This is a genomic window from Uruburuella suis (genome assembly GCF_004341385.1).
GTDB lineage: Bacteria > Pseudomonadota > Gammaproteobacteria > Burkholderiales > Neisseriaceae > Neisseria > Neisseria suis.
Window position 1 is genome coordinate 1 of record NZ_SLXE01000028.1, and the last position, 16799, is coordinate 16799.

The window sequence follows — 16799 nt, forward strand, 5'->3', positions numbered from 1 at the left end:
GAAGAAGGCGCAGCCGGCGGTGAAGAAGTAGGCTGCCGCTTGGCCGGCGGCCTTGGGCATGCGTATGCTGGGGGCTTGCAGTCTGCCGGTATCTGGCGCTGTAGTTTGACAATGTGAAATTTGACAATGTGAAGGAATAGGCCGTCTGAACGATTGGGTTCGGACGGCCTGTTTGTTATGGGTGGGGTGGCCGTAGTTGTTTGCGCGGTGGGGCTGCATGGTGTTTCAACTCACAGCCGCCCGAGGTCCGTTCGTTATTGAGGAATCTAAATTTATTGTGCTGCTTGAATTTCTTGTCTGAGCTTGTTAAGAAAGCGGCCTTGGCGCACGAGGTTGGCGGCGTTGTGATGATCGGTTTGTTTGAAGGCGGTTTGCAGAGCGCTGAGCAAGGTGTTTTGTTCGGCTTGGATGTCGGCTTCCAATGCCAGTAGGGCGGCTTGGTTGTTTTGGGCGCGGGCTTCTTCTAGGGTTTCGCGCCATTCCATTTGCTGCATCAGGAATTCGGGCGGAAATGAGGTGTGCTCGGGGGAGTCGGCGTGGATATTGTGTTGTTCGAGCAGATAGGCGGCGCGGTCGATGGGATTTTTAAGGATTCGGTAGGCTTCGTTAACGGCTGAGGCCATCATCATGGCTTGCTTTTGCTCAAAGGCGGAAGCGGCGGCATGGCGGTCGGGATGGAAACGGGCCGCGAGGCTGCGGTAGGTTTGTTCGAGTGCGGCGGTGTCGATATCGAATGCGGGCTCGAGTTGGAATAGGGTGAAGTGTTGGCTCATGATGGGCAATAGGTATGTAGGCCGTCTGAAAGTTCAGACGGCCTGTTGGTATGATTAAACGTGAAAGCTTTCACCGCAGCCGCATTCGTCTTTGACGTTGGGGTTTTCGAATTTAAACCCTTCTTGCAGGCCTTCTTTGGTGTAGTCGAGCTGGGTGCCGTCGAGATAGGTGTGGCTTTTGGGGTCGACGAATACTTTCACGCCGTGGCCTTCAAACACGATGTCTTCGGGCTGGATTTCGTCAACGAATTCGAGCGTGTAGGCCATGCCGGAGCAGCCGCTGGTTTTAACGCCCAAGCGGATGCCTTCGCCTTTGCCGCGGCGGCTGAGGAAGTTTTGAATGTGGTTGGCGGCGTTGGGGGTGAGTGTAATCATGGCCTTATCCTTGCAGGGAACGGGGTTGTTTGGTTTGGCTTCAGACGGCATTCGGTAAATTAATGGTCGTCTGAAAGGCTGATGCGTTGTTGCGCCCAGGTAACGGCGGCTTGCATGGCGGCACGGGCTTGCGGGCTGTTGCGCCAGCAGGTGCTGCCGCTGAGGGCGGCGCCTTGTTGCAACATATCATCCACATCGGCGGCGGCCAGCTTGGCAATATCGTCTAAACCCATTTGTTGCAGGCGGGTTAACACGGTGGCACCGATGCCTTTTTGTGCCAGCAGTGATTGTTGTTGTTCTGCATTCAAGGGCATGGCGCGTTCCTTATTTTAGCTGGCTGTCTTTGCTGCCGCGGCGGTTGTAGGCCGTCTGAAACTTTTCCTGTTGGTCGTGCACTTCTTGGCAGCTGATGCATAGTTGCACGCCGGGCAGGGCGCGGCGGCGGGCTTCGGGTATCGGCTCGCCGCATTCGGCGCATTCGCGCGCGCTTTGGCCTTGCGGCAAAGCGGCGCGGGCATATTGCAGCGCATCGTTTAATGAATCGTCGATTTGCTGCTGCTCTGCGCCATCGGGTGCCCAGCCGCCGGCCATTTATTGGCCTTTTTTCTTTTTATAGTCGCTCACGGCGGCTTTGATGGCATCTTCCGCCAAAATCGAGCAGTGCACTTTCACCGGCGGCAATTCGAGCTCTTCGGCGATTTCGCTGTTTTTAATCGACATGGCTTCATCTAGGCTTTTGCCTTTCACCCATTCGGTGATCAGGCTGGAAGAGGCGATGGCGGAGCCGCAACCGTAGGTTTTGAATTTGGCGTCTTCGATAATGCCGCTTTCGTTGACTTTGATTTGCAGCTTCATCACGTCGCCGCAGGCGGGCGCGCCTACCATGCCGGTGCCGATGCTTTCATCGCTTTTGTCGAACGAGCCGACGTTGCGGGGGTTTTCGTAGTGGTCGATGACCTTGTCGCTGTATGCCATGGTGTGTATTCCTTGTGGTGGTTTGTTTTATTTGAGGCCGTCTGAAGGGAATTCAAGTGTTCATACGGCATGTGTTACGGTGATGGAAATGGGTTTTGCAAAGTTTTCAGGCGGCCTGAATTAATGCTCTGCCCATTCTACGGTGCTCAAATCGATGCCTTCTTGATGCATTTCCCAAAGCGGCGACAATTCGCGCAGCTTGCCGATTTTGGATTTGATCAATTCGGCGGCGTATTTCACTTCTTCTTCGGTGGTCATGCGGCCGAAGGTGACGCGCAGGGAAGAGTGGGCCAGCTCGTCGTTGCGGCCGAGCGCGCGCAATACATAGCTTGGCTCAAGGCTGGCTGAGGTGCAGGCGGAGCCGCTGGACACGGCCAGCTCTTTCACGGCCATAATCAGGCTTTCGCCTTCTACGAAATTGAAGCTGACATTTAGGTTGGTGGGCACACGCTGCTCTAAATCGCCGTTGATATACACTTCTTCGATGTCTTTGATGCCGTCGAGGAAAAGGTTGCGCAGTTTCAATGCATGGGCGCGGTCTTGCTCGAGTTCGAGGCGGGCGAGGCGGAAGGCTTCGCCCATGCCGACGATTTGGTGGGTGGCTAAGGTGCCGGAGCGGAAGCCGCGCTCGTGGCCGCCGCCGTGCATTTGCGCTTCGAGGCGTACACGCGGTTTGCGGCGCACGTATAAAGCGCCGATGCCTTTGGGGCCGTAAACTTTGTGGGCAGAAAGGCTGAGCAAATCGACTTTGACTTTTTCCAAATCAATCGGGGTTTTGCCGGCGGCTTGGGCGGCGTCTACATGGAAAATGATTTTGTTGTCGCGGCAGATTTCGCCGATGGCTTCGATATCTTGAATCACGCCGATTTCGTTGTTTGCCCACATCACCGATACCAAAATGGTGTCGGGGCGGATGGCGGCTTTGAGGGTTTCCAAATCAATCAGGCCGTTGGGCTGCACATCGAGATAGGTCACTTCAAAGCCTTCGCGCTCGAGCTCGCGCATGGTGTCGAGCACGGCTTTGTGCTCGGTTTTGGGCGTGATCAGGTGCTTGCCCTTGCTTTGGTAGAAATGCGCTGCACCTTTGATGGCGAGATTGTTTGACTCGGTGGCGCCGCTGGTGAACACGATTTCTTTGCTGTCGGCATTAAGCAGCTTGGCGATTTCGCTGCGGGCGTTTTCCACCGCTTCTTCGGCCACCCAGCCGAAGCTGTGGCTGTTGGAGGCGGGGTTGCCGAATTGTTCGGTGAGATAGGGAATCATTTTTTCGGCCACGCGTTTGTCTACCGGAGTGGTGGCGGCGTAGTCGAGGTAAATCGGGGTGTGGATGGTCATGGCGGTGTCTTTCCGGTTGGGTTTGTTTGAGGTTTTGTTTTAATGGATATGGGTGAAGGTAACGATTTTGCCGCCGCCTTCGCTTTGCTGTTGGTCGAGAATGTGTTGCAGGGTGACGCTGCCCAAATAATCGTTGATGGTTTTGTTGAGATTTTCCCATAAATCGTGGGTGAGACAGGGCGCGCCGTTGTGGCAGTTGGCCTTGCTGCTGCATTGAGTGGCATCGAGCTTGTCTTCTGCGGCGGCAATGATTTGGGCGATGCTGATTTCGTCGGCACTCACCGCTAAAATATAGCCGCCGCCGGGGCCGCGCACGCTGCCGACCAGCCGGGCGCGGCGCAGCTTGCTGAAAAGCTGCTCCAAATAAGAGAGCGAAATGTGCTGCCGCTCGCTGATGGCGCTGAGCTTTACCGTGCCGTGTTGGGCGTGCATGGCCAAATCGATCATGGCGGTAACGGCAAAGCGGCCTTTGGTGGTTAATCGCATTAAGTGGTGCGCCTATTGGTTCGTGAATAGTTGAATTGTCTGATTTCCGAGTGAATTTGTCAAGTATAGAAGAGCGATGAAAACAGAAGGAATTATGGCGGAAAATAGAGAATAAACAGCGCGGCGGCTTTCAGACGGCCTGTTTGCGGCAGCGCATAATGGCATTGGAAAATCGGAAGCGGGCGGTAAAAATTCGTTATAATCAGGCCGTCTGAAAAAATTGCAAAGGCATAGGGCTATGGAAATTCCTTGGGGGCAGATTTTTTTGTGGCTGCACATCACGATTGTGACTGCGTGTGCGGTGAGGGTGCTTTATAAGCAGCACAATATCGGCACGGCTTTTGCTTGGCTGATTGTGCTGTTTGTGTTTCCGATTTTGGGTGCTGGGCTGTATTTATTGATCGGCGAGCCGCGCTTGGGCACGGCGCGCGCCAAGCGCACGGTGGAAATGAACCGTTTTTACCGCGATTTTGCCGAACGCTATCTGGCCGACAGCCAATTGCAGATGAGCCGCGAGATGGCAAACCGCTATCACGGCATCAGCCGCATGGCGGCGCAGAGCACGGGGCTGGCGGCCACCAACAGCAATGCCATGACCTTGCTCAACAGCACCGACAGCATTGTGGATGCGATATTGGCCGACATCAATCAGGCGCAGCAATCCCGCCTGCTGGCGTTTTACATTATCGAGCCGCAAGGGAAAATCGAAACCTTGCTGGATGCGGTGATTGCGGCCTCAAAGCGCGGTGTAGACTGCATGATTTTGGCCGATGCGGTGGGCAGCAAAAACTTTTTCGACAGCGATTGGGTGGCCAAACTGCGCCGCGCCGGCGTGGAAGTGCATGCCGCACTGCCGGTGGGCTTGTGGCGCACGCTCTTTACCCGCGCCGATTTGCGCAACCACCGCAAAATTTTGATTGTGGATAAAAAAATAGGCTACACCGGCAGCTTTAACCTAGTTGACCCGCGCTTTTTCAAACAAAATGCCGGCGTGGGCGAGTGGGTGGATGTGATGATGCGCTGCACGGGGCCGGTGGTGCTGGAAATGACGGCGGTGTTTTACGCGGATTTGGCGGTGGAAAACGACCAAAACCTCAGCGGCGTGCAGCAATATTTGAGTGGCTACAGCGAAATCATTCCGGCCATGATTCCCGACAAGCTGCGCGCGGGGCAGATTGATGCGCAGGTGATTCCCTCATCGCCGGCGCAGCAAGAACGCGTGATTTATGAAACCATTGTGTCGGCGATTTTTATGGCCACGCAGAAAATCGTGATTACCACGCCTTATTTTGTGCCCGACGAGCCGCTGCTGGGCGCGCTCACCACTGCCGCTAGGCGCGGTGTGGAGGTGACGCTGATTCTGCCCGAGAAAGTCGATTCGCTGATGGTGCGCTACGCCTCGCGCGCCTATTATCCAATGCTGTTGGCCGCCGGTGTGAAAATCGCCTTGTTTAAAGGCGGCTTGCTGCACGCCAAAACCATGACCATCGATGATGACTTCACCTTGTTTGGTACGGTGAATATGGACATGCGCAGCTTTTTCCTCAATCTGGAAATCAGCCTAGCGATTTACGATAAGGGCATCACGCAGCAAATCAGCCATTTGCAGCAGGGCTATCTGCAAGACAGCGAATATATCACCGTAAAAGATTGGCAAAAACGGGCAAAATGGTGGGGCTTGGTGGAAAACACCGTGCGCTTGATGAGCCCGCTTTTATAGGATTTTACGCGTGATACAAAGGCTTGGAGGCCGTCTGAAATATTTCAGACGGCCTTTTCCTTTTTAGTAGCGGCCAAGGCTATAAGTGGAATGCAAGAAAAGGTTATACGAAACGGCATGCTACAACCGCGTAGGTTAGATTGATAAACCCAGCGTTCCAGACAGCTTATGGATAGGTTGGGTTTACAACCCAACCTATCCACCGTATCACTTTTTTATGCATTCCACTATAGCAGCACTTAAATCCATGTAAATTGTAAGGGTTTGTTGAATAATGTTTGCACAATTATTGATAATAATATATATTCTCATTAATGTTTAAAGGGGGGGTGAAATAAATGCTGGAAACGCACTTGAAGTTGCCGTTTTTGTTGGTGTTGTCAGCTTTTAGCGGCACGGCGTGGGCCAATACCGTGGAATTGGGGCAGATAGAAGTGTATGGCAAAAAGCAGGCGGAGCAGCTTGCAGTTGAGCGGAAAAGCCGTGCACAGATTGAGCAGGAGCTGATTCGTGACAGCAGCGATTTGGTGCGCTATTCGGTGGATGTGGGCATCAGTGATGGCGGCCGCCACAATAAAGGCTTTGCTATGCGCGGGGTGGAAGCCAACCGCGTGGGCATCAATATCGACGGCGTGGCCTTGCCGGATATGGAAGAAAATTCGCTTTATGGCCGCTATGGCAATTTCAACAGCGCTCGCCAGAGCATTGATCCCGAGCTGGTGCGCGATATTGAAATCGTTAAGGGTGCCGATTCGTTTCAGGCGGGCAGCGGGGCGCTGGGCGGGGCGGTAAACTATCGCACTTTGAATGCGCAAGATTTGCTGTTGCCGGGTCAGCGGTTCGGCGCTATGTTGAAAAGCGGCTACGGCAGCCGCAACCGTGAATGGACCAACACTTTGGGTGTGGGCGCACACACTGGGCGTTTTGATATGGTGTTGCTTTATTCGCAACGGCGCGGCCATGAAACCGAAAGTGCGGTGAAGGGCGACGACACTTACGGCAGCGCGCGCGGCCTGCCCGACCCCTCGAAGCACCGATATCACAGCTATCTGGCTAAATTCGGCTTTCAAATCGATGAAGCGCAACGCATTGGCGCCAGCGTCAACGGCCAGCAGGGCAGCCGCTACACCAAAGAATATTCTTATGCCTTGTTTGGCAGCCAGTGGCGCGATGCGGATGACAAACACAGCCGCTTCAACGGCAATCTGCATTACGAATGGATGCCTGACTCTGCATGGTTGGCACTGTTGCGCGCCGATGCCGATTATCAGAAAACTGGCCTAGACGCGGTGAACTATAAAGGCACGCGTAATTGGAATACCCAAGTGCCCGAGCTGGATGAAATTTACGACCGACGCATCAATTCTGCATACAAACGCTTGTCGCTTCGGCTTGACAGCCAGCCTTTGCGTTGGGGCGGGGAGCATATTTTGTCGTTTAAAGTCTTTCTGAGCCGCCGTGATTTTGAAACCGTCAATTACGACACCATCGGCGTAGGCCGAAGTTGGCAGCAGCAAACGATGTCGACCATTCAATATCCGATGAAAACCACCCAAACAGGCTTTTCATTGCTGGATAACATTACCTGGAATCGGGTGTTTTCCGGCCGCATCGGCGCGCGCTACGACCATGAAAAAGTGGCGCCGAAAGATTTAAACGCCCCGTGCAGCACAGCCTGCCTAGACGAGGGCAAACCTGCGGGCAATTCATTCAGTAATTGGAACGGCTTGATCGGCCTCAATGCCCAGCTCAATCCGGCCTGGCAAATCGGCTACACCCTCAGCAGCGGCCACCGTGTGCCCACCGCATCAGAGATGTATTTCACTTTTACCAATCCTTACGGCACTTGGCAGTCCAACCCCGATTTGAAAGCCGAGCGCAGCATCACTCACACTTTATCCTTGCAAGGTAAAGGCGCAGCAGGCGATTTGGATGTGAATATCTACCAAAGCCGTTATCGCGATTTTCTAGTGGAGCAGGAGCAGATTATTGCCACGCCCAACCCTTATTACGATCAATGCGCTTGGTATGGTTGCCCGCAATACGACCAAACGCCTAAGCATCAAATGGTGAATCTGGATAAAGCGCGCATCAGCGGCATTGAATTTACAGGCCGTCTGAATCTGTACCGGCTCTTGCCTGTGGGTGAGGGCTGGAAGCTTTCCGGCGGCCTGGGCTACAGCAAAGGCAAGCTCTCCAACGAAACCAGCCTGCTTTCTATTCAGCCTTTAAAAGCCATTATCGGTCTGGATTATGAGCAGCCGGAAGGCCGCTGGGGTGTGTTTTCACGAATGACTTATCGGGGCGAAAAAAAGCCCGGTGATGCCAAAGTAACCGAAATCAGCGGCTCGCGCGGCAATCTTGTGCAAAATGTAGTTACCTATCCGTGGCTCAACAGCTCCGCCACCGTGTTTGATGTGTATGGCTATTACAAGCCGCTAAAAACGCTCACCTTGCGTGCCGGCGTGTACAACCTGTTCGACCGTAAATACCACACTTGGGACAGCCTGCGCGGCATCAATGCCAACAGCACCACCAATTCCGTTGACCGTGCCGGCAAAGGCCTAGCGCGCTTTTATGCACCCGGCCGTAATTTTGCCCTGGCTTTGGAATATAAATTTTAACCCGTTCAGACGGCCTTAGGTCTGTTCGCAATCTATAGTGGAGTGCATAAAAAAGTGATACGGCGGGTAGGTTGGGTTGTAAACCCAACAAGCCTACAAGCCGTCTGAAACGTTGGGTTTATCACCCCGGCCTACGCTGCTGCAAAATGCAGTTTTGTGTCACTTTTTCTTGCATTTCACTATATTATTGTGCTGCTTTCAGCGCATAAACAGGCTGTCTGAAACCATGAAAGGAAACAGCATGAGCAACACCCACATCAGCTTTGCCCAACGCCTGAAGGAAGAAAACCGCACCACTCACGACAGCGTGGATTACTTAGTGATGTCGGTAGCACCGTTTGCCGATATTGCCCGTTACACTTTGTTTTTAAAGCTGCAATCGGTATTTCATAAAATCGTTGAGCCGATTTATCAAGATGCCGCTCTCAACCAACGCATTCCCGGCTTGGCCGATATGGTGCGTTATGCAGCCGTGGTGCGAGATTTGCAAGATTTGGGTAGCGAGCCTTATGTCTTTTCCGGCCAGCTGCCGCAGCCGGCGGGCAATCGGGCCATCGGCTGGCTTTATTGCGCCGAAGGCTCTAATTTGGGTGCGGCTTTTTTGTTTAAAGACGCTCAAAAGCTCGATTTCACCGCCGAATACGGTGCCCGCCATCTGGCACCGCATCCCGATGGACGCGGCAAGCATTGGCGCGAATTTGTGGATTATTTAAACCGTTTGGGTTTGGATAAACCGGCGCAAGACGAAGCCATTTCAGGTGCCAAAGAAGCGTTTGCCTTTTATAAGGTGATTTTGCGCGAGATTTTCGGCTTACCCGAAGATGCCGAGGCGCCGCAGCCGGCCGAAGCCTGAGGCTTGCAAAGGCGAGAAATATTTTATACCAGTCAAAGATAACCTTACTGCGTTGGTTCGCCTTAACATACTATCGGTATTGTGGCAGGCTCGCCGCCTTGTAAGCTTACTTTTTTGAATGGGCATGATTAAACCTGTTTAGCTTTTGAACGCTGAACAAAAGGCCGTCTGAAACATTTCTTTCAGACGGCCTTTTTTCATATTGTAAACCTAGGGTCTGTTCACCATTCATCTCGCGGCAATCTTTTGGCTCAAAAACGCGCCTGCCGCGTTGAAAATGCTCGCAAGGTGTCCAACCTTGCTGCGCTTTTCACCTTGCAAGCGCGCTTTTGCGCTCAAAATCTTACGCACAGATGAAATGTGAACAGACCCTAAGCAGTTTATTTTTGATACTGCACCGAATCGGCACCGCTGTGTTTTTGGATAAACTCGATTTTGTAGCCGTCCGGGTCTTCCACAAACGCAATCACGGTGCTGCCGTGCATCATCGGGCCCGCTTCACGCACCACTTTGCCGCCTTTGGCGCGCGCGGCATCGCAGGCGGCGTAGGCATCGTCCACTTCGATGGCGATGTGGCCGTAGGCATTGCCCAAATCGTAGCGTTCGGTGTCCCAATTGTGGGTGAGCTCGAGCACGGTATGGTCGCTTTCATCGCCGTAGCCCACGAAAGCGAGGGTGAATTTTCCTTCGGGGTAGTCGTTTTTGCGCAGCAGCTTCATGCCTAAAACATCTTGATAAAATGCTAATGATTTATCGAGGTTGCCAACGCGCAACATGGTGTGCAGCATTCTCATGGTGATTTCCTTGTGTGGTTTGAATCAATAATCTGGCCGTCTGAAAGGCCGGCCGCAGCAATGCTTTATTTTAACACAGCTATCTTCCGCTTTCAGACGGCCTGTTTGCTGCTTTGCGGGTGCAGAAGCGGCGCTCAGGCAAAAGGTGCCGGTCGGCTTGAATGTTTACAATCCGGCCAAATGGTTTTCAGACGGCCTGCATGAAGCTTGGGCGTGAAAAATTGTTTTATTTAATTCACAATAATTTGACCGGACATATTGAATTCGGCGGCTAAATTGGTTATAAAGCTAACGTTAAGTTATGTAGATTTTGTTGTTTTCTTTCATAAAATAAAAGGACAGACTGATGAGAATTGGTATTCCCAAAGAGTCGCTGGCCGGTGAAACCCGTGTGGCGTGCACGCCTGCTACCGTTGCCCAATTGCTCAAACTGGGCTTTGAGGTGGTGGTGGAACACGATGCCGGCGCGGGCGCGAGCCTGAATGATGCGGCTTATGCAGCAGCCGGCGCGGCGGTGGCCGATGCGGCCGAAGTGTGGGCCAGCCCGCTGATTTATAAAGTAAACGCGCCTGATGAGGCGGAAATCGGCCGCTTGAGCGCCGGCCAAACGCTGGTGAGCTTTGTGTGGCCGGCGCAAAATCCCGAGCTTGTGCAGAAGCTGGCCGATAAAAAGGTAAATGTGCTGGCGATGGACATGGTGCCGCGCATTTCGCGCGCGCAGGCTTTGGATGCTTTGTCTTCCATGGCCAATATCAGCGGCTACCGCGCCGTGATTGAAGCAGCCAATGCTTTCGGGCGCTTTTTCACCGGCCAAATCACTGCCGCCGGCAAAGTGCCGCCGGCGCAAGTGTTGGTGATTGGTGCAGGCGTGGCCGGTTTGGCCGCCATCGGCACGGCCAATTCGCTGGGCGCAGTGGTGAAAGCGTTTGACACGCGCTTGGAAGTGGCCGAGCAAATCGAATCGATGGGCGGCAAATTCCTCAAGCTCGATTTCCCGAATGAAGCGGGCGGCAGCGGCGATGGTTATGCCAAAGTGATGAGCGAAGAATTTATCGCCGCAGAAATGAAGCTGTTTGCCGAGCAGGCCAAAGAGGTGGATATCATCATCACCACCGCTGCGATTCCGGGCAAACCCGCGCCCAAGCTGATTACCGCCGAAATGGTGCAAAGCATGAAGCCCGGCTCGGTGATTGTGGACTTGGCCGCGGCCACCGGCGGCAACTGCGAATTAACCCGCCCGGGCGAATTGTTTGTTACCGACAACGGCGTGAAAATCATCGGCTACACCGATATGGCCAACCGCTTGGCGGGGCAGTCTTCCCAGCTTTACGCCACCAACTTGGTGAACTTGGCTAAATTGCTCAGCCCGAATAAAGACGGTGAAATCACCATTGATTTCGATGATGTGATTCTGCGCAACATGACCGTCACCCGCGATGGCGAAATCACCTTCCCGCCGCCCGCCATTCAAGTTTCCGCCGCGCCGCAGCAGGCGCAGGCCGCGCCGGTGAAAAAGCCTGAGCCCGAGCCGCAGCCTTTGTGGAAAAAGCTCGCGCCGGCCGTGATTGCCGCGGTGTTGATTTTGTGGATGGGCGCGGTGGCGCCGGCAGAGTTTCTCAACCACTTTATCGTGTTTGTGCTCTCTTGCGTGATCGGTTATTACGTGGTGTGGAACGTGAGCCACTCGCTGCACACGCCGCTGATGTCGGTGACCAATGCCATTTCGGGCATTATCGTGGTGGGCGCGCTGCTGCAAATCGGGCAGGGGCATGCGGCGGTGTCGTTTATCGCTTTTGTTGCCATTTTGATTGCCAGCATTAATATTTTCGGCGGTTTTTATGTTACCCGCCGTATGTTGAATATGTTCCGGAAAGGTTAAGGAGGCCGATATGTCACACGGATTGGTTACCGCGGCATACATCGTTGCCGCCGTCTTGTTTATTCTCTCGCTGGCCGGCCTGTCGAAGCAGGAAAGCGCCAAAAACGGCGTGTATTACGGCATTGCCGGCATGGCGATTGCGCTTTTTGCCACCATTTTCAGTGAAAACACCGCCGGGCTGGGCTGGGTGATTATCGCCATGGCCATCGGCGGTGCAGTGGGCATTTATAAAGCCCGAAAAGTGGAAATGACCGAAATGCCCGAGCTGATTGCGCTGTTGCACAGCTTTGTCGGCTTGGCCGCTGTGTTTGTGGGCTACAACAGCTTTATCGAGCCGGGGGATGTTTCCAGCGATATGGAAACCATTCACCTGATTGAAGTGTTTCTCGGCGTGTTTATCGGCGCGATTACCTTCACCGGCTCGATTGTGGCTTTCGGCAAGCTCAACGGCAAGTTTTCAAGCAAGCCGCTGCAATTGCCGTTTAAGCACATGCTCAACTTGGCCGCGCTGGTGGTGTCGTTTATCTTGCTGCTGATTTTTGTGGGCGCACACGGTAGCTGGTTTGCGCTGATTGTGATGACCGCCATCGCGCTGGCTTTCGGCTGGCACTTGGTGGCTTCCATCGGCGGTGCAGATATGCCGGTGGTGGTGTCGATGCTCAACTCCTATTCAGGCTGGGCGGCTGCCGCCGCAGGCTTTATGCTCGGCAACGATTTGCTGATTGTGACCGGCGCATTGGTCGGCTCCAGCGGCGCGATTCTTTCCTACATCATGTGTAAAGCCATGAACCGCTCCTTTATCTCCGTGATTGCCGGCGGCTTCGGCACCGATGGCTCTTCCGCTGCTTCGGGCGGCGAAGAAACGGGCGAATACCGCGAAGTGAAGCCTGCCGAAGTGGCCGAAATGCTCAAAGGCGCCAACAGCGTGATCATCACCCCGGGCTACGGCATGGCCGTGGCGCAGGCACAATATCCGGTGGCCGAAATCACCGATCTGCTGCGCAAACAAGGCGTGGAAGTGCGCTTCGGCATCCACCCCGTAGCCGGCCGCTTGCCGGGCCATATGAATGTGCTGTTGGCTGAAGCCAAAGTGCCTTACGACATCGTGTTGGAAATGGACGAAATCAACGACGATTTCCCCGAAACCGATGTAGTGTTGGTAATCGGCGCGAACGACACCGTCAACCCCGCCGCCCAAACCGACCCCAATTCCCCCATCGCCGGCATGCCGGTGCTGGAAGTGTGGAAGGCCAAAGAAGTGGTGGTGTTCAAACGCTCGATGAACACAGGCTACGCCGGCGTGCAAAACCCGCTGTTTTTCAATGAAAATACGGTGATGTGTTTTGGTGATGCTAAAGCCACGATTGATGAAATTTTGGCGGATTTGAAGAAATAAGGCCGTCTGAAAAAAACAAAGGCCGTCTGAAAGATTTCTTTCAGACGGCCTTTGTTTGTTTTCCAACGTATTTCAATAAATCGTTTCTCCGCCGGCGGCCAAGGTGGCGGCGATATCGTCGGCGAGAGTTTGGCAGTCTTCCAGGCTCAAATTGCTGATGGTGATGCGCACGGCGGGTTGTTTGCCGGGGTTGAAGGGGGTGCCGCTTTGCACGGCCCAGCCTTTGGCGGCGAGAAATTGGATCAGCTGCGCTTCGTTGGGCACGTTCAGCCAAATGTGCATGCCTTCGCCGTGGCGGCCGGGCACGCGGATGCCGCGTTCGGCGAGGCAGGTGATGAGGTATTGGCGGCGGGTTTGGTAGCTTTCGGCGATGGCGGCTAGGCCTTGTGCGCCGAGCGCTTGCCAGAGTTTGAGGGTGAGGTGTTGCAAAAGTTTGCTGATCCAGCGCGGGCCCAGCGTGAAGCGTTTTTTCATGGCGGCGAGGGTGGGGCCGTGGCCGGCGGCGATGGCCAGGCGCATGTCGGTGCCGAGAAATTTGCTGGTGGAGGTGGTGTAGATCCATTCGTTGGCAAAGCCTTGCATGCCTTGGAAAGGGTGGCGGCTCAGTGCGCCCCAATGATCATCGATAATCAGCAGCGGGTTGTGGCAGCTGAGGGCTTGCTGCCAGGCCTGCCAGCGCTCGGGGCTGTAGCAGATACCGGTGGGGCTGTGGGCGCGGGCGGTGAGTATCACGGCGGAGATGTCGTTGAAATCGATGCCGGGCGGGATAAGCGCGCCTTCTTCGTCCATTGCGGCGGGCACGGCTTCGAGGCGCAGGTTGGCCAAAAGCGCCAACAGCGGCAGCCAGCAAGGCGATTCGATAATCACTTTGGCGCCGGGCATGCAGCGTTGGTTTAGGGCGCGCTCGATGATGTCGAGGCTGCCGGAAAACAGCACGGGCTCGGCGTGGATGCCGGTGCGCTCTTGCAGCCATTGGCGGATATGCGCCATCAATTCGGGGTGGTCACCGTGGTTACCCACGTCGGTGGAGAGGCGGTAGCTCTCCAGCAGGGTGGGGCTGAGCGCGGGCAGTAGGCGGCGGTCGACATTGCCGCTGGCCAAGTCGATGAGGCCGGCGGGTATGGCGGCTTCGGTATGCAGGATTTCGGTTTTCTCGGGCACAAAGCTGCCGCGCCGCCCGTCGGTGGCGATGATGCCGGCGTCGCGCAGTTGTTTGTAGGCGGCGGATACGGTGTTGGGGTTGACGCCCAATTCGTCGGCAAGTGCGCGCACGGTGGGCAGGCGGTGGCCGGCGGGCCAGCTTTTGTTGCGAATGAGCTGTTCAATGGATGATGCGATGTTGACAGCGGTGGTGCCTTTGGGGTTTAATTGAGTCATACAAAACTCTTGTTGTATTAGTTCAAAAAACTTTAAAACAAATTCGGATAATTGGCAAGTGTTTTCAGACGGCCTTCACCGCTTGAAATACATCAAGCTTTCGATATATGTGCTGCCAGGCCGTCTGAAACAGACGTATAATGGCGCATAAATAAAAAAGCCGATACTGCCAATACCGTTACCAAGGAACCTTATCATGTCGAAAGAGCAGAAAGCCCAAGCGCCTAAAGAGCAGGTGGTGCATTTATATGAGGGCGGCAAACGTATTCACCCGAAGCTGGCCAAAGGCCGCTTTGCCAATTGGCGCATTTTTGCCATTGTGGCCACGCAATTTGTGTTTTATGTGTTGCCGTGGTTTAACTGGAGCGGCCGCCAGGCGGTGCTTTTTGATATTCCGGAGCGGCATTTTTATATTTTCGGCCTCTCTTTGGGCATGGGCGATTTGATATATTTGGCCGGCCTGCTGATTATTTGTGCGTTCGGCCTTTTTTGGTGGACCACAATTGCGGGGCGCTTATGGTGCGGCTATGCCTGCCCGCAAACGGTGTATACCGAAATCATGCTGTGGATCGACCATTTTATCGAGGGCGACCGCAACAAACGGCTGAAGCTGGATAAATCGCCGTGGAATTTCACCAAAATCCGCATTAAGGCCACCAAATATCTGCTGATTTTTGCCGTGTGCGCATGGACGGGCATCACCTTTGCCGGCTGGTTCACGCCGATACGCGAATTTGTGCCGGCGATTTTCAGCTTCACTGCGGGCGGTGGCGCGCTCTTTGCCGCCGCTTTTTACGGCTTTATGACGTTTTTGTTTGCCCACATTATGCGCGAGCAGGTGTGCAAATATATGTGCCCTTATGCCCGCTTCCAAAGCGCCATGTTCGACCACGATACTTTGGTGATTTCTTATGATGTCGAGCGCGGCGAGCCGCGCGGCGCGCGCAAGAAAAATGTGAGCAAAGAAGAGAGCAAGCTTGGCGACTGCATCAATTGCACCATGTGCGTGCAGGTGTGTCCTGTGGGCATCGATATCCGCGACGGTTTGCAATATGAATGCATCGGCTGCGCGGCCTGCATCGATGCGTGTGATGAAATCATGGATAAAATGAATTATCCGCGCGGCCTGATCCGCTACACCACCGAAAGCGCGCTCAAGCATGAATACAGCGAGCGCGACATCAAAAAACGCTTGCTGCGCCCGCGCGTGTTGGGTTATGGTGCGGTGTTGTTTGCAGCGGTGGCGGCTTTGCTTTTCGGTATTTTCACCCGCGAAACGCTGCATGTCGACATTATTAAAGACCGCGGCGTGATGGTGCGTGAAAACACGCAGGGCTGGCTGGAAAATGCGTATAATCTGCGCATCATCAATGCCAGCGAAGATGAGCAGGTGCTCACCGCCAAAGTGAGCGGATTTGAAGATATTACGCTCACCGGCATCCCGGCCGAAGGCATCAAAGTGGCCGGCAACGACACCGTTACCGTGCCGGTGCAAGTGGCCACCATTCCGGAATATGCCGATAAAGGCAGCCATCCGATTGAATTTACCTTCCACTACCGCAAAGCAGATGAGGCGGCCGATGCGGCGCGCACCATCACCGAAAAAGCATCGTTTATTGGAGAATGATTTTGACCAGGCAGCAATCCAAAGTTTGGTATAAAGAGCCGTGGCCCTGGCTTTTGATGGCAGGGCCCGCCATCGTGGTGGTGGCCGGCTTTATCACCTTTTATCTGGCGCAAGTCAACGCCGCCGATTTGGTGAGCGACGATTATTATAAAGACGGCAAACACATCGATATCCAGCTGCACCGCGATGAAGAGGCGCTCAAGCGCCACATCACGGCGCAAGTGCTGGTGAGCCCCGACAATAATGCCGCCAAGGTGTTGGTGAGCGGCGATTTCGATGCCGCACAGCCCTTGAATCTGGTGCTGATGCATCCGGCCAAAAAAGCCTACGACCAAACCGTGAAGCTGCTGCCGGCGCAAGGCGGCGTGGCTTCAGGCAACAAGCATGAATATTCGGCTGTGTTCAAGCCGCTGCCCGATGCCAACCATTGGTATGTGCGCCTGGAAGATGCCGCCGGCAAATGGCGGGTGGAAGACAAGTGGATTGTCAGCCAGGGCAATGCTTTGAATTTGAAACCGATGGACAAGCTTTTGGCGCCGCAGGCCGCCGCAGCCGGCCATTGATATAGCTGCCGTTTTGTTAACA

At 54.4% G+C, this 16799-nt stretch carries 16 protein-coding genes; 7 read left to right on the top strand and 9 right to left on the bottom strand.

Annotated features, from left to right (window positions below; all coding sequences use genetic code 11):
* Nucleotides 1-272: 272 nt before the first annotated feature.
* The 7 genes from hscB to iscR all read right to left on the bottom strand — a co-directional run bounded on the left by hscB (nucleotide 273) and on the right by iscR (nucleotide 3944).
* Nucleotides 273-773: a Fe-S protein assembly co-chaperone HscB gene (gene hscB, locus EV680_RS09455; RefSeq protein ID WP_132954495.1), complete on the bottom strand. Its 501-nt coding sequence runs from the start codon at nucleotides 771-773 to the stop codon at nucleotides 273-275.
* Nucleotides 774-827: 54 nt separating this feature from the next.
* Entirely contained in the window at nucleotides 828-1148 is a 321-nt protein-coding gene (gene iscA, locus EV680_RS09460; protein WP_132954496.1) for an iron-sulfur cluster assembly protein IscA, read from the bottom strand.
* A 59-nt stretch (nucleotides 1149-1207) separates the two neighbouring features.
* Nucleotides 1208-1462 carry a Rossmann-fold NAD(P)-binding domain-containing protein gene (locus EV680_RS09465; protein ID WP_132954497.1) on the bottom strand — a complete coding sequence of 85 codons (255 nt, stop codon included), beginning with the start codon at nucleotides 1460-1462 and terminating at the stop codon, nucleotides 1208-1210.
* Nucleotides 1463-1472: 10 nt separating this feature from the next.
* The gene (locus tag EV680_RS09470; protein WP_132954498.1) at nucleotides 1473-1739 is read right to left on the bottom strand and encodes a DksA/TraR family C4-type zinc finger protein; all 267 of its coding nucleotides are present in this window, start codon (nucleotides 1737-1739) and stop codon (nucleotides 1473-1475) included.
* Entirely contained in the window at nucleotides 1740-2123 is a 384-nt protein-coding gene (gene iscU / locus EV680_RS09475; RefSeq protein ID WP_132954499.1) for a Fe-S cluster assembly scaffold IscU, read from the bottom strand. It abuts the gene before it with no gap.
* A gap of 120 nt (nucleotides 2124-2243) precedes the next feature.
* Nucleotides 2244-3458 carry an IscS subfamily cysteine desulfurase gene (locus tag EV680_RS09480; RefSeq protein WP_132954500.1) on the bottom strand — a complete coding sequence of 405 codons (1215 nt, stop codon included), beginning with the start codon at nucleotides 3456-3458 and terminating at the stop codon, nucleotides 2244-2246.
* 39 nt (nucleotides 3459-3497) lie between these two features.
* Nucleotides 3498-3944 (bottom strand): Fe-S cluster assembly transcriptional regulator IscR, encoded by a 447-nt coding sequence (gene iscR, locus EV680_RS09485; RefSeq protein ID WP_132954501.1) that lies wholly within the window; start codon nucleotides 3942-3944, stop codon nucleotides 3498-3500.
* Between the two features lie 238 nt (nucleotides 3945-4182).
* Between iscR and cls the strand changes: the two genes are divergently transcribed.
* The 3 genes from cls (at nucleotide 4183) to EV680_RS09500 (ending at nucleotide 9141) form a co-directional block, all read left to right on the top strand.
* Nucleotides 4183-5664, top strand: a complete 1482-nt coding sequence (gene cls / locus EV680_RS09490) for a cardiolipin synthase (RefSeq protein ID WP_132954502.1) — start codon at nucleotides 4183-4185, stop codon at nucleotides 5662-5664.
* Between the two features lie 353 nt (nucleotides 5665-6017).
* On the top strand, nucleotides 6018-8288 hold the full coding sequence (locus tag EV680_RS09495) for a TonB-dependent hemoglobin/transferrin/lactoferrin family receptor (protein WP_132954522.1): 2271 nt from the start codon (nucleotides 6018-6020) through the stop codon (nucleotides 8286-8288).
* Nucleotides 8289-8529: 241 nt separating this feature from the next.
* Entirely contained in the window at nucleotides 8530-9141 is a 612-nt protein-coding gene (locus EV680_RS09500; protein WP_132954503.1) for a biliverdin-producing heme oxygenase, read from the top strand.
* Nucleotides 9142-9521: 380 nt separating this feature from the next.
* Here the strand turns inward: EV680_RS09500 and gloA are convergent, their stop codons facing one another.
* Entirely contained in the window at nucleotides 9522-9935 is a 414-nt protein-coding gene (gene gloA / locus EV680_RS09505; RefSeq protein ID WP_132954504.1) for a lactoylglutathione lyase, read from the bottom strand.
* Nucleotides 9936-10281: 346 nt separating this feature from the next.
* On the opposite strand from gloA, the gene EV680_RS09510 reads away from it, so the two are divergent.
* Together EV680_RS09510 and pntB are read left to right on the top strand one after the other, a co-directional pair.
* The gene (locus EV680_RS09510) at nucleotides 10282-11814 is read left to right on the top strand and encodes a Re/Si-specific NAD(P)(+) transhydrogenase subunit alpha (protein ID WP_132954505.1); all 1533 of its coding nucleotides are present in this window, start codon (nucleotides 10282-10284) and stop codon (nucleotides 11812-11814) included.
* A gap of 10 nt (nucleotides 11815-11824) precedes the next feature.
* Nucleotides 11825-13210, top strand: a complete 1386-nt coding sequence (pntB, locus tag EV680_RS09515; protein ID WP_132954506.1) for a Re/Si-specific NAD(P)(+) transhydrogenase subunit beta — start codon at nucleotides 11825-11827, stop codon at nucleotides 13208-13210.
* Between the two features lie 72 nt (nucleotides 13211-13282).
* On the opposite strand, the gene EV680_RS09520 is transcribed toward pntB, so the two are convergent.
* Nucleotides 13283-14587 (bottom strand): aminotransferase class I/II-fold pyridoxal phosphate-dependent enzyme, encoded by a 1305-nt coding sequence (locus EV680_RS09520; protein ID WP_132954507.1) that lies wholly within the window; start codon nucleotides 14585-14587, stop codon nucleotides 13283-13285.
* A 196-nt stretch (nucleotides 14588-14783) separates the two neighbouring features.
* Here EV680_RS09520 and ccoG point away from each other — a divergent pair, with 196 nt between their 5' ends.
* Together ccoG and EV680_RS09530 are read left to right on the top strand one after the other, a co-directional pair.
* Nucleotides 14784-16214: a cytochrome c oxidase accessory protein CcoG gene (gene ccoG, locus EV680_RS09525; protein WP_132954508.1), complete on the top strand. Its 1431-nt coding sequence runs from the start codon at nucleotides 14784-14786 to the stop codon at nucleotides 16212-16214.
* Nucleotides 16211-16777 carry a FixH family protein gene (locus EV680_RS09530; protein WP_207894330.1) on the top strand — a complete coding sequence of 189 codons (567 nt, stop codon included), beginning with the start codon at nucleotides 16211-16213 and terminating at the stop codon, nucleotides 16775-16777. The genes ccoG and EV680_RS09530 overlap by 4 nt, the downstream gene beginning before the upstream one ends.
* Nucleotides 16778-16799 lie beyond the last annotated feature (22 nt).

Bases quoted from the DNA above. Each gene is read 5' to 3' on its own strand.
- EV680_RS09500 (WP_132954503.1), top strand. From the start codon at position 8,530: ATGAGCAACACCCACATCAGCTTTGCCCAACGCCTGAAGGAAGAAAAC.
- cls (WP_132954502.1), top strand. From the start codon at position 4,183: ATGGAAATTCCTTGGGGGCAGATTTTTTTGTGGCTGCACATCACGATT.
- iscA (WP_132954496.1), bottom strand. From the start codon at position 1,148: ATGATTACACTCACCCCCAACGCCGCCAACCACATTCAAAACTTCCTC.
- EV680_RS09510 (WP_132954505.1), top strand. From the start codon at position 10,282: ATGAGAATTGGTATTCCCAAAGAGTCGCTGGCCGGTGAAACCCGTGTG.
- gloA (WP_132954504.1), bottom strand. From the start codon at position 9,935: ATGAGAATGCTGCACACCATGTTGCGCGTTGGCAACCTCGATAAATCA.
- ccoG (WP_132954508.1), top strand. From the start codon at position 14,784: ATGTCGAAAGAGCAGAAAGCCCAAGCGCCTAAAGAGCAGGTGGTGCAT.
- hscB (WP_132954495.1), bottom strand. From the start codon at position 773: ATGAGCCAACACTTCACCCTATTCCAACTCGAGCCCGCATTCGATATC.
- EV680_RS09465 (WP_132954497.1), bottom strand. From the start codon at position 1,462: ATGCCCTTGAATGCAGAACAACAACAATCACTGCTGGCACAAAAAGGC.
- EV680_RS09480 (WP_132954500.1), bottom strand. From the start codon at position 3,458: ATGACCATCCACACCCCGATTTACCTCGACTACGCCGCCACCACTCCG.
- iscU (WP_132954499.1), bottom strand. From the start codon at position 2,123: ATGGCATACAGCGACAAGGTCATCGACCACTACGAAAACCCCCGCAAC.
- iscR (WP_132954501.1), bottom strand. From the start codon at position 3,944: ATGCGATTAACCACCAAAGGCCGCTTTGCCGTTACCGCCATGATCGAT.
- EV680_RS09530 (WP_207894330.1), top strand. From the start codon at position 16,211: ATGATTTTGACCAGGCAGCAATCCAAAGTTTGGTATAAAGAGCCGTGG.
- pntB (WP_132954506.1), top strand. From the start codon at position 11,825: ATGTCACACGGATTGGTTACCGCGGCATACATCGTTGCCGCCGTCTTG.
- EV680_RS09470 (WP_132954498.1), bottom strand. From the start codon at position 1,739: ATGGCCGGCGGCTGGGCACCCGATGGCGCAGAGCAGCAGCAAATCGAC.
- EV680_RS09520 (WP_132954507.1), bottom strand. From the start codon at position 14,587: ATGACTCAATTAAACCCCAAAGGCACCACCGCTGTCAACATCGCATCA.